Raw genomic sequence first — 24,932 nt, forward strand, 5'->3', positions numbered from 1 at the left:
ATTAATTAATAATGTCTTGAACACACCTGAATCCGGTATGTTCAAGACTTGTATCTGGACTGCTTTTCATACGTCGGGCAACCCTGTATCCACTGCAATAGCTATCATTACATAAAAAGCTTCCTCCACGCAGGCTGCGTTTTACACTATACGGTTCCTGAGGGTCATAAGACCTGTCGGCACCCTGAGGATTTAGAACCAGTCTGCCTTCCAGCTTTTTATAGTAATCGTAGTTGTATAAATCGCTGCACCATTCCCAAACATTTCCGGCCATATCATACAGACCATATCCGTTGGCTTTAAATGATTGTACAGGCGCAAGGGTAATATATCCGTCTTTCTTATCATTAAGGTAAGGAAATTTTCCTTCCCAACTGTTCGCTTTAGGAACTCCTGTATTGATGGATTCATTTCCCCATGGGTAAATATTATTTTTTAATCCACCCCGTGCTGCAAATTCCCATTCTGCTTCTGTGGGCAAACGCTTACCGGACCATTTACAATAAGCCTGTGCATCATCCCAGCTTATGTGTACTACAGGATAGTTGTCTTTTCCTTCGATATTGCTAGCCGGCCCTTGCGGATGCTTCCAGTCAGCTCCTTTTACCCATTTCCACCATTGGCTGAAATCATTCAGATTCACAGGTTTATTTGTAGGTTTAAATACTAATGAAGCAGCTACCAATAAGCTATCCGGAGGTTTCGGAGTACCCTCAGGCAGATTTTTTCTTAATTCGTTCCAATCAGGTTTACGTTCTGCAGTTGTGATATAACCTGTAGCATCTACAAATTTACGGAACTGTGCATTTGTCACTTCTGTTATATCCATATAAAACGGAGAAACTTTTACTCTATGTTTAGGAAATTCATCTGGATCAGCCTGGCTGCTATCACCTCCCATATCAAATTCACCTCCCGGAATCAATATCATTCCTTCCAGAGAAGTATCCCCACTAAAACTAATTGAAGATGAGTCCGCAGTTCTCAACCGCGCGGGTATATTCATGCAGGTATGCCCTGGTTTCTCTTTCGGCGGTTTTGAGATTTTAGCTTTATTACAGGTACATACAACACTTAATGCACCTGTGCATATCATCATCTTTATTACAGAGAACATTATTTATCTGTTTATTTTAGGTTTTAAAACTTGGGCTTACTATACCGCCACCCTTTTTTCAACTGAAGAGAAAGCTGGTTTACCAGTTTTTTAGAAGAAACTTCTTCAGCTATATTGACATTTTCATCAGGATCTTTTTTATGATCATAAAGCTCTCTTGCAAGATAGTTTCCTGGCTTCTCGGCTTCCTTGTCCCATTCAAACCATTCCACGTAACGGTATCGGTCTGTCCTGATGGCATATCCCATTCTTTCTACATTTTGCCCTTCTTTTTTTGCTCCAAACCTCCCTAATAAAAATTGACTGTAGGCAGCTGTCTTCCACGTATGTGCAGGGTTAGTAAGCAAAGGCTTCATGCTGCTTCCCTGAAGATATTCAGGAATTTTAATACCTGCCATATCACATAAGGTAGGATAAATATCAACAAACTCTGTGAGAGCATTGCTTGTTTTTCCTTTTGCCTTTACTCCTGCTCCACTGATAATAAGCGGCACTCTGGTATCAATCTCATAGTTGCTCTGCTTGCACCAACCGTTATGCTCTCCCAGTTTCCAGCCATGATCTCCCCACAATACAATAATGGTATTTTCACTCAACCCTAATTCATCCAGTGTTTTTAACAATCTTCCTATCTGAGCGTCTATATAAGATACAGATGCATAATACGCATGAAGTAGCTCCCGCTGCTTTTTAATATCATAAGGTTCTTCCCAAGGTAAAGGTAAATCAGACCGATCATTATAAGTTCTTAATTCCGCATCACCATGTACGGCAAATTCCGGAGCATTCTCGGGCATGAATTGATTTTTAGCAAGAGGAATGTCGTTTCTGTTATATAAATCCCAGTATTTTTTTGGAGCGTTAAATGGTAAATGCGGACGATAATATCCTACTGAAAAAAAGAAAGGCTGATTTTTTTCTTTTAATTCTTTAAGTTTTTTAATAGCCATAATTGTTTGTGCACCATCATAATAAGCATCATCATCAACATCTGCCATTTCAACGGAATTAGCCTTTGTATAGACAAAACCATAGACATCCGGCTTGCCTCTTCCGCTTTTCTGAAGACTAAGTTCTTTTTCCTTCTGAATCATCTTGTTTTTCTCCAGCAGATACACTGCATCCGGATCAAAAGGATATCCGTCTACATGAAGATCTTCATTCCACGACTTCTCATCAGGAAAAATATTATGAAAGGTTTTTCCGATACCCACCGTATAATAACCATTATTCTTAAAGATCTGCGGAAGCGTTACTACATCTGGCAGGTTTTTCCTCAAATCTGTCTGAAGATCCCACACACGAACAGAGTCAGGCCTCAAACCAGTTAGAAGACTGGCTCTTGACGGATTACATACTGCCTGCTGGCAATATGTTCTTTTAAAAACAACTCCTCTTGCCGCAAGTTTGTCCATATTAGGTGTTTTAATCACCGTATTCCCATAAGAGCCCGTTTCAGGTCTTAAATCATCAATAGGAATAAATAAGATATTAGGTCTTTTTTGCTTTATACCGGATCTCACGCTTTTTTTAGGTCTGGGATTTTCTTTATGGAAACTTCCACCGTTTACCGCTATGCAATTGCAAATTGATATAATGACTAATATGGATCTTAAAATTTTGAACATATGGAATTTGTTTTTTAAAGCCTCTATCCCGTTAGAAATTCGGACCAATGGAGGCATCTTTATTATATAGGCAATGGACAATTTTTATAGTATACACTAATGATTACTCTGGTTTTTAAGTAAAAAAAAAATAAGTAATACGAATTTGCAATAAAAAAGGATAAACTCAATGGTAAAGACATACATCATATATACGTCAATAAACATAATTCACTGGCTTTAAAAACAATACATTAAAACACACTAACAAAAAGCATAGATTCGATCTGGAGGTTCATCTATTTAATTAGCAATTTTATAGGTTTATGATTTCACTTTTCAATAAAAATGCCCGGAAAAAATTTCCAGGCTCTTTTATTGAAGTTTATTTACTTTTTTTCTTTGGAGGTACCTTTAAACCTTCTTCTTTTGCTTCAGAAATGCCTATAGCAATAGCTTGTTTTCTGTTTGTCACTTTCTTTCCGGAAGAAGATTTCAGTTTTCCTTCCTTGAATTCGTGCATCACTTTTCCTACTTTGTCCTGAGCTTTTTCTGAATATTTAGTCTTGCTCATGATCAGATTTTTTTAAGATTTTGGCAGGGATACCCCTAATTCATAAACGCAGGCATGTTTCAAATATTTTGAACGCTCTCTTGATGTTACCGATTCAAAATGATCATTCTTGATCACAATAATCGGGTCTTCTATATTTTCAATTTCAAAATTGGCAAAATAACGTTCATCCGGACTGGTTTTATCATTTCTTGCTTTTATTTTCTGCAGCTCATCTGCATATTTTCTAAATCCCGGATCTGAGGAATGGATAAATTTATACTCATCGCCTGCATACACATAGTAATGAATTTTTTTCTCTATCAACCCCGCCTCATCTGTAATTTCGGGATTATCATTTCCGTCTTTAAACACCACTTCCACCAATGTTCCGCCTTTTTTACGAGCGCATTCTTCAGCGTCAGTAAAGCTGGAAAAACCTGTATAAACAATCTGGTCGTTTAATACATAACGGTTCAGTTTCTGGTTGTATGCATTCGTTTCCATAATTATTATTTGATTTGATTTGATTTGATTTGATTATAAGTAATGATATTCAATTTTTTTGCCAAAAGGCTTATTTGAAAAGCTTTTTTACACATTTTAATAAAATTATTATCTTTGAAATCCATTAATGCTAGAAATGAAAAAACTACTCTTAACTCTTACTGTAGCTGCGGTATTTCAAAATGTATCAGCACAGGAAATCACTTTAGATAAAATATATTCAGGATACTACCGTGGAAAAGGGATCGCAGGAATCACTTCCATGAAAAACGGAGAGAACTATCTTGTCATTGAACCGTCAGGAATTGCAAAATATTCTTACAAAACCTCACAAAAAGAAGGAAACCTTGTGGACGGAAGATTTGAAAGCTATATTTTTTCTGATGATGAATCTAAAATTCTTTTACAGGTTGGAAGTCAGCCTATTTACAGGCATTCTTTTCTTGGAAAATTTGAGGTAAAAGATTTAAAATCCGGGAAAACAATCAGTTTGAATGAAGGAAAACCGGTTCAGGAACCAACATTTTCGCCAGACGCTACGAAAGTAGCTTTTATTGTTGACAATAATCTTTTCTATCAGGATCTTAGTTCAGGAAAAATTACACAGATTACTACAGATGGTAAGAAAAACTCTATCCTGAATGGTTTGGCTGATTGGGTGTATGAAGAAGAATTCGGACATGCAAAACAATATGAGTGGACAAAGAATTCTGATGCCATCGTATTTGTAAAATCTGATGAAAGCCAGGTTCCGGAAATCTACATTCCCATCTATGGAAAAACTCTTTATCCGGCTGAAATGCGTTATAAATACCCGAAAGCAGGTGAAAAGAATTCTGTGGTTTCAGCACAGCTCTACCGTCTTGACAATGGAAAAACAATGCAGCTGAACTTAGGTTCTTTTAAAAATTATTACATCCCGAATGTATTCCAAACTGCAAAACCAGATGAAATTGTTTTAATTACTTCTGAAAGAATCCAGAATGCTTCAGATATTTTAAAAGTAAATACCAAAACAGGAGCTGTTCAGAAATTATTCACTGAAACTGATGATAAATGGATTGATACAGACAGCCCAACATTGGAATTCCTTGAAGATGATTCTTTCCTTTGGTCATCTGAAAGAGATGGAAACCGTCACCTTTACTGGTATGACAAGGATGGTAAGCTCAAAAAGCAGATCACAAAAGGAAACTGGGAAGTAACCGATTATTATGGATTTAATCCTAAATCTAAAGAAATTTACATTCAGACTACTGAAAAAGGGAGCATTAATAAAGTGATTTCCAAAGTGAATATCGAAAACGGAAAAACTCAGCTGATCTCCAATGCGGAAGGAAATAATTCTGCCAATTTCAGCAAGAACTATAATTATTTCATCGAAACCTCTTCTACAGCAGCAAAACCTTATACATATGTTTTAAAAGACGGTAATGGAAAAACGGTAAAAGAACTTCAGAACAATAATGATCAGCTACAGAAGCTAAAGACCGATAATTTTGTTGAAAAAGAATTCATCACCATTCCAAATGCGGTAGGCGATCAGATGAATGCCTGGATTATGAAGCCTAAAAACTTTGATCCCAATAAGAAGTATCCTCTATTTATGTTCCAATATTCCGGACCAGGATCTCAGCAGGTTGCCAATTCATGGGACAACGGAAATGCAATGTGGTTCAACCATCTTGTACAAAAAGGATATATTGTGGCTTGTGTAGACGGACGTGGAACCGGATATAAAGGAGCTAAATACAAGAAAGTAACCTATATGAATTTAGGAAAATATGAGATTGAGGATCAGATCACTGCAGCAAAGTGGTTCGGAAACCAATCTTATGTTGATAAAAGCAGAATCGGAATGTTCGGATGGAGCTTTGGAGGTTATATGACCAGTTTAGCCATGACTAAAGGCGCCGATGTTTTCAAAGTGGGAATCGCAGTAGCACCGGTAACCAACTGGAGATATTATGACTCTGTATATACCGAAAGATTTATGAGAACACCTCAGGAAAACCCTGATGGATATGATAAAAACTCTCCTACAGAATACGCAAACCTATTGAAAGGAAAATTCTTATTAATTCACGGAACGGCTGATGACAATGTTCACTTCCAAAACTCTATGCAGTTCTCTGAAGCTTTGATTCAAAACAAAAAACAGTTTGATTTCATGGCTTATCCAGATAAAAACCACGGAATTAATGGTGGACAGACAAGACCTCAGTTGTATCAGAAAATGACAGATTTTATTCTGAATAATTTATAATATTCACAATGAGAAAAATTATTTTATCCGCCTGTATTCTGTTTTCTCTTTCTGTTCAGTCTCAAATAAAGGCATTAACAGAGGATGGAAAAGAAGTTGTTCTTTTAGATAATAAGACCTGGAAATTTGTAAACGAAAGTGACGAAAAGATTCTCGAAACAATTACAACCAATGAAGAATTATTCGAAAAAACAAAGGAGTCTACTTTTCTGGTAAAAAGTAAAAATGTTGATGGAGGTTTTTATTATGATCCTAAAAAATGGAAAGTTGTAAAAGCTCCGGAAAATTCAACCTTTGTAGAATATGCGTTTAATAACACTTCAAATTCTACTGTGTATGCACTGTTTGGAAGTGAAATTATGCCTATCCAGACCCTAAAGAATCTGAAAGATATTCTGCTTCCTATTATCCAAAGAAATTCAGATTATTTTAAATTAAAAAAATCTGAGTATAGAACCGTTAACGGAATCAAGGTACTTCATTTAGAATACAGTGCCAATGTTAAAGGATTGGATTTTGAATATATTGCAAATCTTTATCTTACCAGCGGAGGTTATTGCAGTATATCCACTCATACTTATGCCAATCAGTTTGATGCTAATAAAAACGAAATGGAAAATTTTGTGAATGGCATTGTAAAATCAGAAAAAGCAAAAACAGCAACGGTAGAGGGTAAAGAGGTGCCACCTCCTCCAATGGCTCCCCAAAAAGCAAAATAATAAAAATCCCTTTCAAAATATTTTGAAAGGGATTTTTATTAAGGATATTTTACAGCCTTATCCAACTCTATTGGATTATTAAAAGACTTTATTTTTTTTCTTTCGTTAGCTTCAGCTGGTTTCAACTGTTCTTTGGTGAGAATGGTACCGTCTTCAAGTTCTAATTTTTTCCCTTCAGTTAAAACAAGTCTTCCATTCAATATATATTTAAAAGGACTATCATATAATTCCAACTTCAATTTATCCAGTTTAGCCTGATTAGTAGAGATTGCTCTGGAAACAGAATTTTCTAATGAAATCCGTTTATAGGAATCCTGGATTTTTTCACTTTTAATAACTTTAAAGTAATAGTCCTTTTTCCCATCATACAGCTCCATAATAAGTCCGGGCAGACCATTAAACTTATAAGGTCCGTAAGGAATAGGAATATCTTTGGAAAACCATGCTACCCAGTTTCTTCCTCCAAATTGAGTGGTTGCTTTTTGAACCTGATAGCCTCCAAATGTTTTGGTACTGTCTGAGATTTTCCAGTGCTGCTCTGACTTTTCGTTGATTTTATAAAAATTCACATCTCCTATATATTCATAGTTCTGATATTCATTGCTGTTATTTTTCTTTATCAGAAACGAAGTCAGCTTATAGCCTTTATATCCGTATTGATTTTTGGCAGCAAATAATGAATCATTGATATAATAGAACCTATTGTAATAGGCAATATCATCGGGCGTAGTGTCAAGATTAAAATTTTCTTTCATCAAGTTTTGAGAAGCAGAATCCTTCTTAGAAGTGACTTCATAAATAAATCTGTTACTCTGTGAAAAACAAATAAACGTTCCCAGTAATAAAAATAATAGCTTTTTCATAGTTTAATTGGGTCAATTTAAAAAAACTTATTATTTCAGTCAAAGCAATTTTATATTTATTTCATTAATCATTTAGGGCAAGTATTATTTATTTTATCAATTGAAATTAAAAACTTATTTTTGAGGAATTTGAAAATTGAAAATATGAAGACTAAACATCCTAAAGGGCTGCCCTATCTCTTTTTTACAGAAATGTGGGAGCGTTTCGGGTATTACCTGATTCTTGGAATCTTTGTTCTGTATGTTATTGAGCCTACGGGCATGAAAGGTGGACTTGGACTTCCGGATAAAACTGCTGATGACATTTTCGGAACGTATATTGCCTTAACCTATCTTACACCCTTCATTGGAGGATTCCTGGCAGACAGGGTATTAGGATATATTAAATCTATTTATCTTGGAGGTTTTTTAATGGCTGCAGGATATATAGGAATGGGTGTTTTTAAAGATTTACCTTTATTTTATACTTCTCTGGCATTAATTATAATAGGAAACGGGTTCTTTAAACCCACTATTTCAACCCTATTAGGAAATCTTTATTCTGAAGAACCTTATAAAGCTAACAAGGACTCCGGATATAATATTTTCTATATGGGAATCAATATCGGAGCATTTATCTGTAATATTATTGCCGCTTTTATGCGTAATAAATTCGGTTGGGGTGAAGCTTTCATCACTGCGGGTGTAGGAATGCTTATCGGTATGGTTATTTTCACCATAGGAAGAAAGCATTATATCCACGCTGCTCAGATGAAACCTGTACAGGAAGGAGATACGAAGCTTTCTGAAATTATGCTTAAAGTTTTCGTTCCTGCTATCGTTGCCGGAGCAATAGGTTGGTTTATTCCTAATAATATTTTTGGAAGCGACAGTACAGATGCCTTTATTTTCGCATGTGTCCCTGTAATCTACTTCTACGCATCTCTTTATTTCAAAGCTAAACCGGACGAAAAAGCACCTATTGGAGCTTTACTTTCTGTATTTCTTATCAGTATGTTCTTCTGGGCTGTTTTCAAACAAAACGGAACAGCTTTGACAAGATGGGCAAATTATTATACAGACAGAAGTGTTCCTGCCTCTCTTGAAAAGCCATTAGAAGGAATCTATATGGTAGAAGGGAAAAGTTATGAGGACAAAGAAACCCCTGTTTATGACAACCAGTTCCGTTCTCAGAAAGACGACAACGGGGAAACTAAAAAGGAAATGGGAAAAGATGTTTATTTTAAAAATATATCCCCGGAACAGCGTGCTGCCCTTGAGAAAAACCCTGAAAACAAAGTATATTTATACAATACAGAATTATTCCAGTCTATCAATCCATTCTGGGTTATTGCTCTTACGCCTGTTATCGTAGGATTCTGGGCATTATTGAGAAGAAAAGGAAAAGAACCTTTAACGCCTACCAAGATTGTTTTAGGATTATTTATTTCCGGTCTTTCCTGTCTGGTAATGGTTTTAGCGGTGATGGCCGGAGAAAATGGATCTGTAAAAGTTTCACCATTATGGCTTGTTGCCAGTTATGGAGTAATTACTATCGGGGAACTATGTTTATCTCCAATGGGACTTTCTTTTGTCTCTAAACTTTCTCCTGCAAGGATTACCGCATTGATGATGGGAGGATTCTTCCTGGCTAACTCTGTGGGAAATAAACTTTCAGGTATCCTGGCAAGTACATGGTATAATTATGAAAACAAAACGAATTATTTCCTTGTTAACTTTGCCTTGTTAATATTTGCTACACTTTTAGGTCTTTCTATGTTAAAAAGACTGAATAAAATTATGACTGAAAAAGGGCATTAAAATCCTTATTATTATAAAGATAAGTAAGCTGCGGAATCCTTCCGCAGCTTTTTTATTTAAAAATAAAATTAAAACCTTGCCAAAAACCCAAAATAAACTATATTTGTCAGTCTTAACAAAAATTAACAATAGAAATGGATAATATTGAAGCATTGAGTCCGAAGCCGGATGAATTTGTAGAGAATAAGAATTCCAGGCATCCTAAAGGATTATGGGTTCTTTTCGGAACAGAAATGTGGGAGCGTTTCAACTTTTATGGAATGAGAGCTCTTTTGACGCTCTTCATGGTAAATTCCTTATTAATAAAAGAAGCCGATGCAGCGATCATCTATGGTGGATTTCTAGCTTTATGTTATCTAACCCCTCTTTTGGGAGGATTTATTGCTGATAAATACATCGGAAACAGATATGCCATCATCATTGGTGGATCATTAATGGCGATTGGTCAGTTCCTATTATTCATCAGTGCCTCTACTTTCTCCGCAGATATCGGAAGTGCCAAACTTATTATGTGGCTGGCATTATTCGTTATTATTTTCGGTAATGGATTCTTCAAACCGAATATTTCCTCAATGGTAGGAAGCCTTTATCCAAAGCAGGAAAAATCTAAACTGGATTCTGCTTTCACCATTTTCTATATGGGGATTAACATTGGGGCGTTCTTAGGTCAGTTCATCTGTCCATACGTAGGAGACGTAAAAGATGCGACCACTGGAGTAAGAGATATTTTTGCTTTCAAATGGGGATTCTTGGCGGCTTCTATTGCCATGGTAATCGGAACGATAACATTCTTTATTCTTAAAAACAAATATGTAGTAACTCCGGAAGGAAGACCTATAGGAGGATTACCTAAAAATAATACAAGTGCAGATTTCGAAGAAGGAGAAACGCAAACAGCAAAATTCTCTGGTACATTCTTAGGAATTACGGTAGCTATATTTGTTGTTCTATTCTTTGTATTTAGATATTTACTTGTAGGAGAACTTGGGTTTAACTCAGTGGAAATGGGTCAAATGATCAAAGGAATTATTTATCCTTTTATCTATTCCGCAGGTATTTCCCTTGCCTTCCTGATTATGTCTTCTGCAGAAAATAAAATTGAAAGACAAAGAATCTGGGTAATCTATATCGTATCATTCTTTATTATTTTCTTCTGGGCAGCATTTGAACAGGCAGGATCTTCATTAACATTTATTGCAGACAACCAAACAGACAGAAACATTTTCGGATGGAATATGCCTCCTTCAATGGTTCAGATCTTCAACGGAATTTTCGTAGTTCTTTTAGCAGTTCCTTTCAGTTTATGTTGGGATAAACTGAGAGCAAAAGGAAAAGAGCCGGTATCTCCTTTCAAACAAGCAATGGGATTAGCATTGATCGCTCTTTCTTATTTCATCATTGCACACAATGTAAAGGATCTTGGAAACTCAGGTTTATTAGCAATCAAATGGTTAATGTTACTTTATTTCATTCAGACTTGTGGTGAGCTTTGTCTTTCTCCAATCGGTTTATCACTAGTAGGTAAGCTTGCTCCGAAAAGATTTGCTTCATTATTATATGGTGTTTTCTTCATTTCTAACGCTGCTGGTTATGCATTGGCAGGTTCATTGGGAGCACTTATCCCTGCAACAGGTGATAAATTTAAAAAAGCAGAAGAAATAGGAGTAAATCTTCAGGATGTACTAGATAAAAAAGTGACTTTAACTGCAGATCAGGTAGCGGCTTTTGATAAGGCTCAGCTTCCATTACACAACCCTACGTTTGTAGGATTTGAAATCCACAACTTATTTGAATTCTTCATGGTATTCGTAGTACTTTGTGGTATTGCTTCTGTCATCTTAGGTTTAATTTCACCTATCTTAAAGAAAATGATGCATGGTGTAAACTAACTGCATTAACAAAATATGAATAAAACCTCTGCTAAGTCAGAGGTTTTTTTTATTTTCGTACGATGGAAATTTCCGAAGATTCTTTATTCCAATCCGTAAAGGAAATCATTAGACAGTCGCGCGAAAAAGTTTTTCGAATAGCGAATTCTACTTTACTGCTTACCTACTGGCAAATTGGAAAACTTATTGTTGAAGATGAACAACAGGGAAAAGAACGTGCAGAATATGGAAAATATACGCTGAAAAAACTTTCTCAGAAGCTTACCTTAGAATTTGGAAAAGGGTTTGATTATACCAACTTATCCAATATGCGAAAGTTTTACACTGCATTTCCAATTGTTGACACATTGTCTCAACAATTGAGCTGGTCACATTACAGATTACTTTCAAGTCAGGATAATAAAGACAAAAGACATTATTATCTAAATGAATCCGTACAAAATAACTGGAACGTAAGAGATCTCAAAAGACAAATCAATTCGCTAGCTTACGAAAGGGTTTTAGAACATAAAAAGTCTTCTTCGGAAAGTATTCACAGTGTTTTAAAAGATCCTTATATTTTTGAATTTCTTGGGTTAAAAGCTGATGAACAATTCTCTGAAAAAGAAATTGAAACAGCCATTATTGACCATATCCAGAAGTTTTTATTGGAATTCGGGAAAGGGTTCGCTTTTGTAGCCAGGCAACAACATATCTCAACAGATACATCGGACTTCTACATTGATCTTGTTTTCTACAATTACATCTTAAAATGCTTTGTCATAATTGATTTAAAAACCGGAGAACTTTCTCATCAGGATATCGGGCAGATTGATATGTATGTAAGAATGTATGATGATCTAAAACGCGGTGAAGGAGATAACCCAACCATCGGAATTTTATTATGTTCAGAAAAGGATGAAACTATTGTAAAATATTCCATTTTGAATGATAAAAACAATTTATTTGCCAGCAAATACCTGCTGTACCTCCCAAAAGAAGAAGAATTAAAACAAATTATTGACCAGGACAGAATCCGTTTTGAACTGGATCAGAAAGATAAAAACCCTTAATTAGAACTTAATCATATATCATTATGAGCTTAACTTTAGATGAAATACAAAATTTCAAAGGAAAGTATCCCAGACAAATCTGGAGTCTGTTTTTCTCTGAAATGTGGGAACGTTTCTGTTTCTACGGAATGCGTGGAATGTTGGTTTTCTTTATGATCTCCCAACTTAATTTCCATGAAAAAGAAGCCAACCTTCAATACGGTGCCACCCAGGCTTTCGTATATGCCTTTACTTTTATAGGTGGTCTTTTTGCCGATAAAATTTTAGGATTCCGAAAATCCCTGTTCTGGGGTGGTCTCCTGATGATCGTAGGGAGTTTAATCCTTGCTACTGATCCACACAAATTCTTTTTCTTAGGAATAGCATTTACCGTAGTAGGTACAGGTTTCTTCAAACCTAATATTTCATCTATGGTAGGACAACTTTACAAACCTAATGATTCAAGAGCCGATGCAGGATTTTCACTCTTCTATGCAGGTATTAACCTAGGTGCTTTACTGGGAGGTTATCTATGTATTGCTATTGGAAAAGGAGAATTTCTAAGTAATATTATCCCAGAAGAGATGAGATGGCATATTGCTTTTGGATTGGCTTCAATAGTAATGGTAATAAGCCTGATTAACTTTGTATTCACCCAAAGAACACTGGGAACTATTGGTCTACAGCCGGGACATCCTTTAGCAGAAGAAAAAACAGCTCCCATACCAAAATGGAAAGAATATGGAGTATATGTTTTGTCATTGGTTTTTGTACCCATTATTATGACCATGGTTGCCAAAACAGAATACACGGATTATTTTATGTGGACAATCGGGCCATTGACTTTAATCTATTTATTCTATGAAATGTCTAAAGTAACAGCTTCCGAGCGTAAAAAACTTTGGGCAGCATTGGTTTTCATTATATTCTCCATCATCTTCTGGGGAATCTATGAACAAAGTGGAGGTTCTTTAAGTATTTTTGCGGCTAAGAACCTGAACAAAGATCTTTTCGGGTTAGACCCAAATGGTGTGAATAACTCAGGTGGTGCATTCTTCATTATATTCCTTGCCCCAATAATCGGACTTCTTTGGATCTGGTTGAATAAAAGAAAAATTGAACCCAACACCATTATCAAATTCGGATTAGGATTCATTTTCCTGGGATTAGGATATTATGTCTTATTTGCTACCCGTTTATTTGCAGACCTTCAGGGAATTACTTCATTGAATTTCTTCACTCTGGCCTTATTAATCATTACTCTCGGGGAATTATGTCTCTCTCCTATCGGATTATCCATCATGACAAAGCTTTCTACCAAAAATCTTCAGGGGATGATGATGGGAATGTGGTTTCTTGCTTCAGCTTACGGACAGTATGTTGCGGGGATTATCGGAGCCAGTCTTGCCACTTCAAAAGAAGGTTCTACCAACTATGATGAATTGATCACTTATACTGATGGATATAAACAATTGGGATTATATGCGATAATTGCCGGAGTGGTATTAATTTTGATATCTCCGTACGTGAAAAAATTAATGCAAGATGTAAAATAAAAAATAAGTAATTATGCTTATTTTTACCTAAATATCACAATATGAAGAAAATTTTAAGCATAATCCTCTTACTTTTATTAAATTTCAGTTTTGCTCAAGTAAAGTGGATGACCATTGAAGAAGCCTTAAAAGCCCAAAAAGAAAATCCCAAGAAAATACTGATTGATTTTTATGCAGACTGGTGTGGCCCATGCAAAATCATGGATAAAAAAACATATGGACATCCTGTCATTGCTCAGATTCTCAATGAGAATTACTATCCGGTAAAGTTTAATGCAGAAGAAAAAAAGAGCATTGAAATCTTTGGAAGAACATTTTCCAATCCGAACAGTGAGCACAAAAAAGGAAAGAATTCCCTGCACGAGTTTACACAATACATGAATGTAGGAGCTGTTCCGAGTACTGTATTTCTGGATGAGCACGGAGATCCTATTACCATTCTTCAGGGAGAATTATCCGCTAAAGAACTGGAACCTTATCTGGAACTGATCTCAAAAGATTTGTTCAAAAAGATTAAAACCAGAGAACAGTGGGAAGACTACCAAAAAAAGTTCAAATCTAAAATCAAAGAGTAATTTAGAACTTCAAAAACCCCAATTTTCGGGTTCAATTCTAAAAATTTACTATACAGACTTCCAATTTTTTTGGAAGTCTTTTTTATTTTACCGAAATTCGAACCTTTGTTTTTTCATACAGATCTGGAGATATTGAAACCAGATATCAAATCAAAAATGACTTTAGAAACTTCCATAGAATACGTAAAAGGAATAGGTCCGGAAAGAGCCAAACTCATCAAAAGTGTGTTGGGATTATCAACTGTTGAAGACCTGTTGAACTTCTACCCTATCCGTTATCTGGATAAAAGCAAAATTTATAAAATATCCCAGCTTCAGGAAGAAAGTAGTCAGGAAATCCAGCTAAGAGGAAAAATTACTCAGGTACAGGAAATCCAAACGGGGAAAACCAAGAGGTTATCTGCAAAATTCAATGACGATACCGGCAGTATGGATCTGGTGTGGTTTCAGTATTCCAAATGGCTGAAAGAACAGCTTCCCATCAATAAAGAGGTTTATATTTTTGGAAAAATCAATGTTTTCAACCGACAGTTTTCTATGCCTCATCCGGAAATAGAAGCAGAAGAAAAAAAAGAAGGTGAAACGCGTCTTAAACCGATTTATCCAAGTTCTGAAAAATTGACTAAAAGAGGTTTAAATCAACGATTTTTTCAGAATGCTTTAAGAAATATCTGCAAAGAGATTTCGAATCTTATTGAAGAGAATTTTCCGGAGTATCTGATGAAAACCTTTAAATTTATGTCCAGACAACATGCTTTTCTGAATGTTCATTTTCCAAAAGATCAGGAACATTTTGATAAAGCGGACTACCGGTTGAAATTTGAAGAATCATTCTTCTTTCAGTTAGGATATGGTTTAAAGAAATTACATCATAAAACGCAGTCTCACGGTAATCCTTTTCCAATTATTGGAGATCATTTCAATGATTTTTATGAAAACCATCTTCCTTTTGAACTTACCAATGCACAGAAAAGAGTTTTAAAGGAAATCAGAGTGGATATGAAGAGGCCTATTCAGATGAACAGGCTTTTACAGGGTGATGTAGGATCAGGAAAAACAATGGTAGCCCTTCTTACCATGCTTATCGCTATGGACAATGGTTTTCAGAGCTGTTTGATGGCACCTACGGAAATTCTCGCCCAGCAGCATTATAATGGAATTAAAGAACTTTTAGAAAAAACAGGAATCAATATCCGTCTCCTGACAGGTTCAACCAAAGCAGCGGAAAGAAGAATTATCCATGAAGAACTGGAAAATGGTACCCTTTCTATTTTGGTGGGAACTCATGCGGTTTTAGAAGACAAGGTTAAATTTAAAAACCTGGGATTAGCCATCATTGATGAGCAGCATAGATTTGGAGTTGCTCAGCGGGCTAAACTTTGGGCTAAAAATAAAATTCCGCCGCACATTCTTGTGATGACCGCTACACCGATTCCCAGAACTCTCGCTATGAGTTTTTATTCTGATCTTGATGTTTCCGTTATTGATGAAATGCCTGTAGGAAGAAAGCCTATTATTACTGCTCACAGACGTGAAAAAGACAGATTGTATGTATATAATTTCTGCAAAGATGAAATTAAGAAAGGCAGACAGGTTTATTTCGTATATCCTCTTATTGAGGAATCTGAAACCTTAGATTATAAAAACCTGATGGAAGGCCTGGAGCATGTCATGGAATATTTTTCAGAGTACAATGTAACCATGCTGCATGGTAAGATGAAACCTGACGAAAAAGATGCTGCAATGGCTTATTTTGCTTCGGGTAAGGCAGAAATTATGGTGGCAACTACGGTCATTGAAGTGGGGGTAAATGTTCCCAATGCTTCTGTAATGGTGATTGAAAGTTCAGAAAGGTTCGGGCTATCACAGCTTCACCAGCTCAGAGGACGTGTGGGAAGAGGTGCCGAACAGAGTTACTGTATCCTGATGACTTCCGATAAATTATCCAAAGAAAGCAGAACACGTATCAAGACCATGACTGAGACCAATGATGGTTTTAAAATTTCTGAAGTAGACATGCAGCTTCGCGGTCCGGGAGATATTCTGGGTACCCAGCAAAGTGGCGTGGTAGATTTTAAAAGACTGGATCTTATTAATGATTCGGCAATCATTAAAACTACAAAAAATATAGTAGAAAGAATACTGGAAGCAGATCCAATGCTTTCCAGACAGGATAATCTGATTATTAAAAACTATTATATCAGGTACTACAAAGGGAAAAATAAATGGAGTAAAATATCATAAAAAAAACCGCAGAAAATTTTCCTGCGGCCCCCTTATAAAACTGTTATTTAGAAGAAATTACTTTTGGTCTGTTCAAAATAAATTTATTTTAATAGTTAGGCTTAATATTTTGTGATGTGGTGTGGTGTGAAAAAATATTTATATAACAATATAATAGATAAATAGTCTAAGACCTAACTATTAAAATAAATTATAAAAAACAAAATGAATTATTTTTTTCCAACTTGCTTATTATAAAAACTAACTGTTTTTCGGTGGAGATGAGGGAATGAAACGAATAAAAATACCTCCAACTACTTATTGAGTTTTCATGATTGTACCGTTTTGTTTAAAGATCTTCTATGCTTTAAAATTGGAAAATTATTATAATTCATTTTGTTAACTAACATCGTGATTTATATAATTCTTTATTTTTAGAAACAATTACCTTTCATTCATCTGTATCTTCTACTATATAATGAAATTTGTGTCTGAGTTTACTTTTACAAATGTCAGTATATTAATTCAGATGCCTTTTATATTATTTTAATTATTCGTTATAAAATTATCACTTATTTGTGAATAGTATGCAATAAATATGATTCAGGATTTCTTAATATTAAATTAGTAAATCCTTTATTCATCATACTTTCAGGATTAAATTATCTTTATTCAATCCTGAGGTGTGATACTGCCAATTGATGGTAATAACTTCCGTAAGCACCTTTTTAAGCTTATCAAAACAATCCTGTTTTTTCATAAAAATGTGAGCTCCTTTTACGAAAATATCTTCTATTTCATTTTCCGGAATCGGTTCAGAAAAAATAGCCGTCACCATATTCTTGAATTTTGAATTTGAAGTGATATCTTCCAGGCATTCCATGCTTGTCTTTCCAGGAATAGCGTAGTTGATAAAAACAATTTCCGGAACTACAGCATCATCATTATTGAGATATTCCATCAGGTTTTTTCCGTTACTGAAACATTGAACTTTTACAGAGATTTTCAACTCTTTTAGAATGTTTTTAAAAAAAATCAATGTATTGTCATCGCTATCTGCTACTATTACGTTCAGAAATTCTTTATTCATACTGCATTTTAGGGTTTATTACCATGCTTTGTACTCTTCTTCGCCTGCCAATAATCTTTTGAAACTGGGATGGAGTGATTCCTGTTGTATTTTTAAACTGGGTACTCAAATGTGCCACACTGGAGTAATTCAGCTTGTGGGCAATTTCTGTAAGGCTTTGCTTGTTTCTTATAATCAGGGCTTTTGCATGCTCTATCTTTTGCAGAATAATAAAGTTCTCTATAGAGGTATAAGCTACTTCTGAAAATAGATTGGAAAGGTATCCGTAGCTGTGATTCAGCTTCTCAGAAATATAGATCGATGCTTTTACCGGAATAATCTCATCAGAAAAGACCAGTTCTACAATGGCATCTTTTATTTTCTGTACCAAAGCAGTTTTTTGGCTTTCTATGATCTCGATACCATAATCTTCAAGATTTTTCTTAAAAAGATTGTGCTGTTCTTGGGTAAGGGGCTCATAGAATTCCACTTCACCGAAGTTCAGTAACCTGTACTTCAGCCCGTGTTCTTTTAGTTTCTCGTCCAATACCTTTTTGCAGAGGGCATTGAAATCAAATTTAACATACATTTTCATCCTAGTAGATATAAAGCCAGTTTTATTTAGTAAATATAATAATTTATTTCATTTAAAAGTGAAATAGCATTATTTTTTTTACTTTTGCGATATATACGAAAAAACTCCTGTATTATTGAATACAGGAATTTAAACACTAAGGATGAAAAAAATATACTGATAAAAAGCTGATTCAGCTCAAAACCAAGCATATGAATGTATTGTAATAAGTGATTTGGTTCTGAAGCAAAGATGAATTAAAAAAAGAAATCACTTGTTATAGAATTACAGGATAAAGTTACAAAATTTTAAGTCATTCATCTGTGAATTAGAAATTCCATCAGAAAATCATCCATTACAAACCCGTTCCCGATGTCAAAAACACCTTCATCATAAACCCTGTATCCTTGGGATTCATAGAAGTTTCTGGCAGAATTGTATTTATTGACATTTAAAATAATTCTATCGTTTTCGTTTTCATAAACCTTCTCATTGAGAAACTGGAGTGCTTCTTTCCCGAACCCTTTTCCTTTGCTCTCCGGAACCAGATAAATGCGATGCAACTTGGTGGTTTTTTCTTCATAATGATGCTCGTATCCGATAAAGCCTTCATAGCAATCATTATCTTCATCCTGAATAAGGTAATAGTGATAATGCGGATTTTGGAAATGATTGAGAATTTCAGTTTCAGAATACATTTCAGAAAGCATGAATTCCATCTGCTCCTTCGAAAGAATATCTGCATAAGCATTTTCCCATGATCTTCGCGCAAGATCCTGAATCAACGGGATATCTGCAGCTGTTGCCTGTTTTAATTTCATGATTTGTTATACTATGATGATTAAAAAAAGTGAAAAGCCTAAACTTTTCACTCTTTATATTGTTCAATGATGACTGATGAGTCTTAAAACATGATTAAAATTCATCCTGTCAGTTCATTATTAAAGGTTTGCCATTTCAGCCTTAATTTTTGCATGAAGACCTTCTGAAGCCTTTACCAAAGGAAGTCTCAGATAATTCTTAATAATCCCTTTTTCTGTCAATATTACTTTAATACCGCAAGGGTTTCCTTCTGCAAAAATCAGACGGGTAATATCTACCAGCTTATTGTGGATTTCATAAGCTTCTTTTACCTTTCCTTCAAAAGCAAGTTGTACCATAGTAGAAAATTCTTTAGGATACGCCTGCCCGATTACGGAAATTACACCATCACCTCCCGCTAATGTTACAGGTAATGTATATTCATCATCTCCGGAAACTAAGGAAAAACCTTCAGGCTTCTTTCTCAGAATATCAAAGTACTGTAAAATATTAGGTGCAGCTTCCTTAATCAAAAACAAATTAGGGAATTCTTTTGCAAGACGAATCGTGGTATCTGCTTCTACATTCTGCCCGGTTCTTGAAGGAACATTATAAATGATAATATTTTTTCCTGTGGAAGCTAACGCTTTATAATGCTGATAAAGACCTTCCTGGTTAGGTTTATTATAATATGGAGATACAGAAAGTACTGCTTCAAATGCAGAAAGGTCTGCTTCTTCAATCTGTTTCTTGACATCAAGAGTATCGTTACCGCCAATTCCCAACACTAAAGGAAGACGTTTATTATTTACCTTAATGATATGCTCAATTACCTGTTTCTTCTCCTCAGCAGAAAGCGTTGCGGCTTCTGCCGTTGTTCCCAATACAACCAAATAATTGGTCCCGTTGTCGATATTGTACTCCACAAGTTTTGTTAAACTATCGAAGTCAACGGATAAATCTTCATTAAAGGGTGTTACCAATGCAACACCTACTCCTTTTAAAATGCTCATCTGTTAGAATTATTTTTGCCAAATTTAATAATTTACAGTAAGAATTTGTAATAAATAATAATGTTTTATTATACATATAGTTATATTTGCATATACTAAAAGAGATTATGAAAAATAAATTCTTGTTACTAGGAATTGCTCTGGCGTCCCTTACAGCATGCAAAACGGCTTCTGCACCGATGCTTGTGAATGTAAAGACCCAGAAAAATATTTCTATTAATAATGAGCTAAAGAATGATGAGGAGTTTGTAAAATTTATTGAGCCTTATAAGCAGAAACTGGACAAAGAAATGAACCAGAAGATCTCACACACGAATGTGGATCTTACCAAGCAGGGTGATAACAGCAATCTGGGAAATCTTTTAGCTGACTATACGTTTGAAGGAGGTAATGAATGGATTAAAACTCATCTTAAGCAAAACGTAGATGCTGCGCTGATCAATATCGGAGGAATCCGTACCACTATCGGAAAAGGAGATATTTTACTTAAAAATGTATTTGAAGTAATGCCTTTCGAAAATGAGGTGGTCATTGTAAAAATGAAAGGAGCAGATTTACAGGGGCTTTTTGAGTATTATGCAAAAACGCAGGTCAACAATCCTGTTTCTCATTTATACATTGAAACAAATAACGGACAGGTAATCAAAACCTTAATCAACGGAAAAACAGTAGATCCGGCAAAAGATTATTATATTGCCACTTCAGACTATCTTGCGCTGGGAGGAGACAATATGAAGTTCTTCGCAAAAGGAGAATCTATTGCAACAGGGATTAAAATGAGAGATTTATTTATTGATTATTTTAAGAAATCCCCTGAAGTTGTGGCAAATTCTGAGGTTCGTTTAAATTTTATCGGGAAGAAATAATGGATAGAAAAAGTTTTTTAAAAGCAATAGGCGGTGGATCTTTAGCAATGGCTTTAGCTCCCAATATGATGATGGCGGAAGAATTAAAAATCCTAAATGTAAAATCAGCAAATAAACTGACCATTCTTCATACCAATGACCAACATAGCAGAATAGAGCCTTTTGATGCAAGCTATACAAAAAATCCCAATCAGGGAGGCTTTGCAAGAAGAGCGAATTTAATTCAACAAATCAGAAATCAGGAAAATAATGTTCTTCTTCTTGATTCGGGAGATATTTTCCAGGGAACTCCTTATTTTAATTTCTTCGGAGGAGAACTGGAGTTCAAATTAATGTCCATGATGAAATATGATGCCTCTACCATGGGAAATCATGATTTCGACAATGGTCTTGATGGGTTTTTAAAAGTGCTTCCTAATGCGAAGTTTCCTTTTATCTGTTCCAATTATGATTTTAAAAATACCGTTCTTGATGGGAAAACTTCCCCTTATCAGATCTTCAACAAGAATGGCATCAAAGTAGGAATTTTCGGAGTGGGAATCCAGCTGGATGGTCTTGTGGGCAAAAAACAGTATGGAGAAACCGTGTATTCCAATCCTATTGATGTAGCACAGCATTATTCAGATTTCCTGAAAAAAGATCAGAAATGTGATCTGGTAATTTGCCTTTCACACATTGGCTACGACTACAGAGATGAACCTAATAAAATAAGCGATAAAATTTTAGCCGCCAATACAGAAAATATTGATATTATCTTAGGAGGCCATACTCATACATTCTTACCAGAACCTCAATCTTTTACCAACAGACAGGGCAAAAATGTTCTTGTCAACCAGGTTGGATGGGCAGGACTTCTTTTGGGCAGAATAGATTTTTATTTTGATACAAACAAAAACGTACAGCATATTTCCTGGAACAATCAGGTAATAGATAGCAGCATAACCGCATAATATGAAAAAACTCTCTATAATTTCTCTTGGTATTTTAGCATCCCTGCAGCTGATAAAGGCTCAGGTTATTTCATCCAAAAAATGGGCTGATCTTTTTTCTTACAACAAGATCTTAGCAATGAAAGAAGACAATGGAAAAATCATTGCAGCTACAGAAAACGGAATATTCTATTATACCATATCAACAGGAGAAATTACGAAGTTATCCAAGGCCAATGGTCTGCACAATATCGGAATCACAGCCTTTGATTATAATCCACAGACTAAAACCGGGCTTATCGGTTATGAAAACGGATCTATGGATGTGATCACGCCACAAGAGATCAAATATATTGTTGATATTCCTATTGCTACAGGATATAACGGGAATAAAAAAATCAATCATATTTCCATAACCGGAGATCAGGCGGTAATTTCTGTAGGATATGGGCTATCCATATTTAATCTGCAGAATAAAGAATTTGGTGATTCAGCATTTTTCCTGTCTGGCGGGGTTTACCAGGCAAGTAATGAAGCCACAATATTCGGAAATAAAGTATATTCTGTAACAGATACAGGATTGAAAAGCCATCAAATGAATACTACATTTCCGGTATATTCTACCTGGACAACGGAAGCTCCCGGAGTTTTCAAACATATAGATTCAGAATCAGAACTGGTTTTCTCAACGGCTACAGCAGCTTATATTTATAATAATGGTAGCCCAACACAACTTCCTACTACTTTTGAAAAAATCAGGGATGTGGTGATTAGTTCCAATAGTATTACCGTTACCGATAACAGAGTATATACCTATGGGATTAATGGAGTATCACAAAATGCGGTAAGCCTTGGTGAAGAATGTAATACTGCACTAACAGCCGGTGGAAAAATTCTAGGTGGAACTGTATTATCGGGAATCAAGGATGAAGGTAACAATACTTATAAACCTTCCGGTCCTTACTTCAATTTGGCGTATAATATCAATCTTTTTGATAATAACCAACTCCTTGTTTCTACCGGAGCAAGAGCGAATAATTATAACGAGCCGGCTATTAATCCTAAAAAACCTGGATTTTATTATTTCAACGGTACAGAATGGATCTATCCTTCTTTTTTCATTAATAACCCACAGTCCATCAATGTACTAGATGCTACGTTAAGTCCACTTAGTAATAATGAAGTATTTTTCACCAATTATACGATGTTTGATAACGGGGTGTACAAAATGAAATATAATGCTTCCAGCAAAGATTTTGAAATGGTAAAGTATTATAATCTCGGGGCACAGCCTTATTACAGACGCCCTGTAGGTTTTGCTACAGACTCCCAGAGTAATCTTTTTGTGTCTTTTGGTTTCAATGATGGAAATCCTTCTATAGGAATCTACGATAAATTAGCTGATGATTTTCTTATCAAGAAAATAGTTCTTGCCAGTGATGGTACACAAAAACCGGTTTTCTACGAAAATATGTTATGGACTCCACTACCGAGATCTAATAATTTCTGGGTATATGACTATAAAAATGCCAATAATCTTTCTGACGACAATGATTATATCCTGGGAACAGCTAATGGATTTAACAGTTCAGGAGGGATTTTATCTGTAGCATTTGATAAGTCTGGTGATGCCTGGATTGGTACAGATGGAGGTCTAAGGGTTATGCCTAATGCAGCATCAGAAATAAAAAGCGCCCAGCCTAAAGTGGAGCCTATAGTTATAGAGCAGAATGGTTTGGGTGAAGAACTTTTCAGAGAATCAGCAATTCTGCAGATTGCAGTAGATGCCGGTGATTATAAATGGGTATCTGTTGACGGCGGTGGAGTTTATTACCTTTCTGCCGATGGTCAGAGAACCATAAAGCATTTTACAAAGGAAAATTCACCTCTTCCTACAAATAGTGTTACTGATATAAAAGTTGATAAAAAAACAGGGAAAGTATATTTTGTAACATATAATGGTATTGTAACCTATCAGGGAGATGTTGCGGATGTGACCTCTAATTTCGGGGACGTTATGGTGTACCCTAATCCTGTTGTTTATTCCAATTTCAAAGGAAAAGTTACGATTAAAGGTCTGGCAGAAAAAACCAATATAAGAATTGTGGATGCTGCAGGAAATGTAGTTCACTCTGCAGTAGCAAGAGGAGGTTATTATGAATGGGATCTTAATAACCAGAAAGGAACAAGAGTAGCATCAGGGATTTATTTTGTCCTGATGACAAATGAAGACGGGTCTGATAAAGCTACCGCCAAAATAGGAGTGGTTAATTAATGAATTCACAAAACGGTTTTTTACTTTCGTTTATAAAATATGGAGAAAATGATGCTGTATTGCATTGTTTTACAGAAGAAGAGGGTTTTCAAAGCTATTTTCTGAAAGGAATTTATTCCAAAAAGAATAAAAAGAAAGCCCTGCTTCAGCCATTGAGCCAGCTTAATTTTTCTGTAAATCCATCAAGAGGCAACGGTATACCGTCTGTTTCAAAGTTTGAACTGGTAAAAAACAATGATATTTACACCGATATAAGGGTCAATACTGTGATTTTCTTTATCTCAGATTTTCTAAGTCATATTCTGAAGTATGAGAATAAAAATATTCCGATCTATTCCGGTATCAATCATTTTATCAGTGAACTGACTCATAAAAATTATCAGGCACACCTTCTGTTTTTGCTGGCTTTTTTAAAAATACAGGGCGTTGCTCCTTTGCTGAGTGAAGGCAGGTTTTTAGATCCTGAAACGGGAACTTTTTCCCCGGGAATATGTCATCAGCTTTTCAATGAGGAAATTTCCACGCTGTGGAAAAAAGCCCTTTGTGCAGAGGATTTTTACTCCACAAAAATCCATTCGTCTTTAAGAAAAGATTTCCTTGACAGTCTTTTGGTATACTATCATTATCATATTACGGATTTCAAAACTCCCGCCTCACTGGAGGTTATACAACAGATATTTGAATAAGCCCCATTAGTCT

At 35.4% G+C, this 24,932-nt stretch carries 21 protein-coding genes; 12 read left to right on the plus strand and 9 right to left on the minus strand.

Annotated elements, in window-relative coordinates; translation table 11 throughout:
- Position 1 precedes the first annotated feature (1 nt).
- From JOE44_RS12735 to JOE44_RS12750, 4 genes are all read right to left on the minus strand, one after another.
- Positions 2-1,117 (minus strand): formylglycine-generating enzyme family protein, encoded by a 1,116-nt coding sequence (locus JOE44_RS12735; RefSeq protein WP_209785876.1) that lies wholly within the window; start codon positions 1,115-1,117, stop codon positions 2-4.
- Positions 1,118-1,140: 23 nt separating this feature from the next.
- Positions 1,141-2,745, minus strand: a complete 1,605-nt coding sequence (locus JOE44_RS12740) for a sulfatase (RefSeq protein WP_209785877.1) — start codon at positions 2,743-2,745, stop codon at positions 1,141-1,143.
- A 364-nt stretch (positions 2,746-3,109) separates the two neighbouring features.
- Positions 3,110-3,298, minus strand: a complete 189-nt coding sequence (locus JOE44_RS12745) for a DUF6496 domain-containing protein (protein WP_209785878.1) — start codon at positions 3,296-3,298, stop codon at positions 3,110-3,112.
- 12 nt (positions 3,299-3,310) lie between these two features.
- On the minus strand, positions 3,311-3,784 hold the full coding sequence (locus tag JOE44_RS12750; RefSeq protein ID WP_209785879.1) for a hypothetical protein: 474 nt from the start codon (positions 3,782-3,784) through the stop codon (positions 3,311-3,313).
- A gap of 136 nt (positions 3,785-3,920) precedes the next feature.
- On the opposite strand from JOE44_RS12750, the gene JOE44_RS12755 reads away from it, so the two are divergent.
- Both JOE44_RS12755 and JOE44_RS12760 read left to right on the plus strand, forming a co-directional pair.
- On the plus strand, positions 3,921-6,050 hold the full coding sequence (locus JOE44_RS12755) for a S9 family peptidase (protein ID WP_209785880.1): 2,130 nt from the start codon (positions 3,921-3,923) through the stop codon (positions 6,048-6,050).
- An 8-nt stretch (positions 6,051-6,058) separates the two neighbouring features.
- Positions 6,059-6,769 (plus strand): hypothetical protein, encoded by a 711-nt coding sequence (locus JOE44_RS12760; protein WP_209785881.1) that lies wholly within the window; start codon positions 6,059-6,061, stop codon positions 6,767-6,769.
- A 38-nt stretch (positions 6,770-6,807) separates the two neighbouring features.
- Here the strand turns inward: JOE44_RS12760 and JOE44_RS12765 are convergent, their stop codons facing one another.
- A complete protein-coding gene (locus JOE44_RS12765; protein ID WP_209785882.1) occupies positions 6,808-7,632 on the minus strand; it encodes a GLPGLI family protein in 825 nt (274 codons plus the stop codon).
- 144 nt (positions 7,633-7,776) lie between these two features.
- Between JOE44_RS12765 and JOE44_RS12770 the strand changes: the two genes are divergently transcribed.
- The 6 genes from JOE44_RS12770 to recG all read left to right on the plus strand — a co-directional run bounded on the left by JOE44_RS12770 (position 7,777) and on the right by recG (position 16,727).
- Positions 7,777-9,432 (plus strand): peptide MFS transporter, encoded by a 1,656-nt coding sequence (locus tag JOE44_RS12770; RefSeq protein ID WP_105684241.1) that lies wholly within the window; start codon positions 7,777-7,779, stop codon positions 9,430-9,432.
- A gap of 134 nt (positions 9,433-9,566) precedes the next feature.
- Complete coding sequence (locus JOE44_RS12775; protein ID WP_209785883.1) at positions 9,567-11,321, plus strand: peptide MFS transporter; 1,755 nt, start codon at positions 9,567-9,569, stop codon at positions 11,319-11,321.
- Between the two features lie 62 nt (positions 11,322-11,383).
- On the plus strand, positions 11,384-12,373 hold the full coding sequence (locus tag JOE44_RS12780) for a PDDEXK nuclease domain-containing protein (RefSeq protein WP_209785884.1): 990 nt from the start codon (positions 11,384-11,386) through the stop codon (positions 12,371-12,373).
- Positions 12,374-12,396: 23 nt separating this feature from the next.
- On the plus strand, positions 12,397-13,908 hold the full coding sequence (locus JOE44_RS12785) for a peptide MFS transporter (RefSeq protein WP_209785885.1): 1,512 nt from the start codon (positions 12,397-12,399) through the stop codon (positions 13,906-13,908).
- Positions 13,909-13,949: 41 nt separating this feature from the next.
- Complete coding sequence (locus tag JOE44_RS12790) at positions 13,950-14,483, plus strand: thioredoxin fold domain-containing protein (RefSeq protein ID WP_105684245.1); 534 nt, start codon at positions 13,950-13,952, stop codon at positions 14,481-14,483.
- A gap of 144 nt (positions 14,484-14,627) precedes the next feature.
- Positions 14,628-16,727 (plus strand): ATP-dependent DNA helicase RecG, encoded by a 2,100-nt coding sequence (recG, locus tag JOE44_RS12795; RefSeq protein ID WP_348635072.1) that lies wholly within the window; start codon positions 14,628-14,630, stop codon positions 16,725-16,727.
- A gap of 622 nt (positions 16,728-17,349) precedes the next feature.
- Here recG and JOE44_RS12800 read toward each other — a convergent pair.
- The 4 genes from JOE44_RS12800 to dapA form a co-directional block, all read right to left on the minus strand.
- The gene (locus JOE44_RS12800) at positions 17,350-17,796 is read right to left on the minus strand and encodes a response regulator (RefSeq protein WP_209785887.1); all 447 of its coding nucleotides are present in this window, start codon (positions 17,794-17,796) and stop codon (positions 17,350-17,352) included.
- Entirely contained in the window at positions 17,789-18,370 is a 582-nt protein-coding gene (locus tag JOE44_RS12805) for an AraC family transcriptional regulator (RefSeq protein WP_105684247.1), read from the minus strand. Before JOE44_RS12805 ends, JOE44_RS12800 begins: the two co-directional genes overlap by 8 nt.
- A gap of 296 nt (positions 18,371-18,666) precedes the next feature.
- Entirely contained in the window at positions 18,667-19,170 is a 504-nt protein-coding gene (locus tag JOE44_RS12810; RefSeq protein WP_209785888.1) for a GNAT family N-acetyltransferase, read from the minus strand.
- A 120-nt stretch (positions 19,171-19,290) separates the two neighbouring features.
- Complete coding sequence (dapA, locus tag JOE44_RS12815; protein ID WP_105684249.1) at positions 19,291-20,163, minus strand: 4-hydroxy-tetrahydrodipicolinate synthase; 873 nt, start codon at positions 20,161-20,163, stop codon at positions 19,291-19,293.
- A 107-nt stretch (positions 20,164-20,270) separates the two neighbouring features.
- Here dapA and JOE44_RS12820 point away from each other — a divergent pair, with 107 nt between their 5' ends.
- Genes JOE44_RS12820 through recO form a run of 4 tightly spaced genes read left to right on the plus strand, consistent with a single transcriptional unit; the run spans position 20,271 to position 24,919 of the window.
- Positions 20,271-21,029: a 5'-nucleotidase C-terminal domain-containing protein gene (locus tag JOE44_RS12820; RefSeq protein ID WP_209785889.1), complete on the plus strand. Its 759-nt coding sequence runs from the start codon at positions 20,271-20,273 to the stop codon at positions 21,027-21,029.
- Complete coding sequence (locus JOE44_RS12825; protein ID WP_105684251.1) at positions 21,029-21,979, plus strand: metallophosphatase; 951 nt, start codon at positions 21,029-21,031, stop codon at positions 21,977-21,979. Before JOE44_RS12820 ends, JOE44_RS12825 begins: the two co-directional genes overlap by 1 nt.
- Before the next feature lies 1 nt (position 21,980).
- The gene (locus JOE44_RS12830) at positions 21,981-24,233 is read left to right on the plus strand and encodes a T9SS type A sorting domain-containing protein (protein WP_209785890.1); all 2,253 of its coding nucleotides are present in this window, start codon (positions 21,981-21,983) and stop codon (positions 24,231-24,233) included.
- A complete protein-coding gene (gene recO / locus JOE44_RS12835) occupies positions 24,233-24,919 on the plus strand; it encodes a DNA repair protein RecO (RefSeq protein ID WP_105684253.1) in 687 nt (228 codons plus the stop codon). Before JOE44_RS12830 ends, recO begins: the two co-directional genes overlap by 1 nt.
- Positions 24,920-24,932: the final 13 nt, after the last annotated feature.

Source organism: Chryseobacterium sp. PvR013, assembly GCF_017833095.1.
In the GTDB taxonomy this organism is placed as follows: Bacteria; Bacteroidota; Bacteroidia; order Flavobacteriales; family Weeksellaceae; genus Chryseobacterium; species Chryseobacterium culicis_A.

What these genes read in the sequence shown, in the direction of transcription:
- JOE44_RS12735 (WP_209785876.1), bottom strand. Translation starts at nt 1,117, where the DNA reads ATGTTCTCTGTAATAAAGATGATGATATGCACAGGTGCATTAAGTGTT.
- JOE44_RS12740 (WP_209785877.1), bottom strand. Translation starts at nt 2,745, where the DNA reads ATGTTCAAAATTTTAAGATCCATATTAGTCATTATATCAATTTGCAAT.
- JOE44_RS12745 (WP_209785878.1), bottom strand. Translation starts at nt 3,298, where the DNA reads ATGAGCAAGACTAAATATTCAGAAAAAGCTCAGGACAAAGTAGGAAAA.
- JOE44_RS12750 (WP_209785879.1), bottom strand. Translation starts at nt 3,784, where the DNA reads ATGGAAACGAATGCATACAACCAGAAACTGAACCGTTATGTATTAAAC.
- JOE44_RS12755 (WP_209785880.1), top strand. Translation starts at nt 3,921, where the DNA reads ATGAAAAAACTACTCTTAACTCTTACTGTAGCTGCGGTATTTCAAAAT.
- JOE44_RS12760 (WP_209785881.1), top strand. Translation starts at nt 6,059, where the DNA reads ATGAGAAAAATTATTTTATCCGCCTGTATTCTGTTTTCTCTTTCTGTT.
- JOE44_RS12765 (WP_209785882.1), bottom strand. Translation starts at nt 7,632, where the DNA reads ATGAAAAAGCTATTATTTTTATTACTGGGAACGTTTATTTGTTTTTCA.
- JOE44_RS12770 (WP_105684241.1), top strand. Translation starts at nt 7,777, where the DNA reads ATGAAGACTAAACATCCTAAAGGGCTGCCCTATCTCTTTTTTACAGAA.
- JOE44_RS12775 (WP_209785883.1), top strand. Translation starts at nt 9,567, where the DNA reads ATGGATAATATTGAAGCATTGAGTCCGAAGCCGGATGAATTTGTAGAG.
- JOE44_RS12780 (WP_209785884.1), top strand. Translation starts at nt 11,384, where the DNA reads ATGGAAATTTCCGAAGATTCTTTATTCCAATCCGTAAAGGAAATCATT.
- JOE44_RS12785 (WP_209785885.1), top strand. Translation starts at nt 12,397, where the DNA reads ATGAGCTTAACTTTAGATGAAATACAAAATTTCAAAGGAAAGTATCCC.
- JOE44_RS12790 (WP_105684245.1), top strand. Translation starts at nt 13,950, where the DNA reads ATGAAGAAAATTTTAAGCATAATCCTCTTACTTTTATTAAATTTCAGT.
- JOE44_RS12800 (WP_209785887.1), bottom strand. Translation starts at nt 17,796, where the DNA reads ATGAATAAAGAATTTCTGAACGTAATAGTAGCAGATAGCGATGACAAT.
- JOE44_RS12805 (WP_105684247.1), bottom strand. Translation starts at nt 18,370, where the DNA reads ATGAAAATGTATGTTAAATTTGATTTCAATGCCCTCTGCAAAAAGGTA.
- JOE44_RS12810 (WP_209785888.1), bottom strand. Translation starts at nt 19,170, where the DNA reads ATGAAATTAAAACAGGCAACAGCTGCAGATATCCCGTTGATTCAGGAT.
- dapA (WP_105684249.1), bottom strand. Translation starts at nt 20,163, where the DNA reads ATGAGCATTTTAAAAGGAGTAGGTGTTGCATTGGTAACACCCTTTAAT.
- JOE44_RS12820 (WP_209785889.1), top strand. Translation starts at nt 20,271, where the DNA reads ATGAAAAATAAATTCTTGTTACTAGGAATTGCTCTGGCGTCCCTTACA.
- JOE44_RS12825 (WP_105684251.1), top strand. Translation starts at nt 21,029, where the DNA reads ATGGATAGAAAAAGTTTTTTAAAAGCAATAGGCGGTGGATCTTTAGCA.
- JOE44_RS12830 (WP_209785890.1), top strand. Translation starts at nt 21,981, where the DNA reads ATGAAAAAACTCTCTATAATTTCTCTTGGTATTTTAGCATCCCTGCAG.
- recO (WP_105684253.1), top strand. Translation starts at nt 24,233, where the DNA reads ATGAATTCACAAAACGGTTTTTTACTTTCGTTTATAAAATATGGAGAA.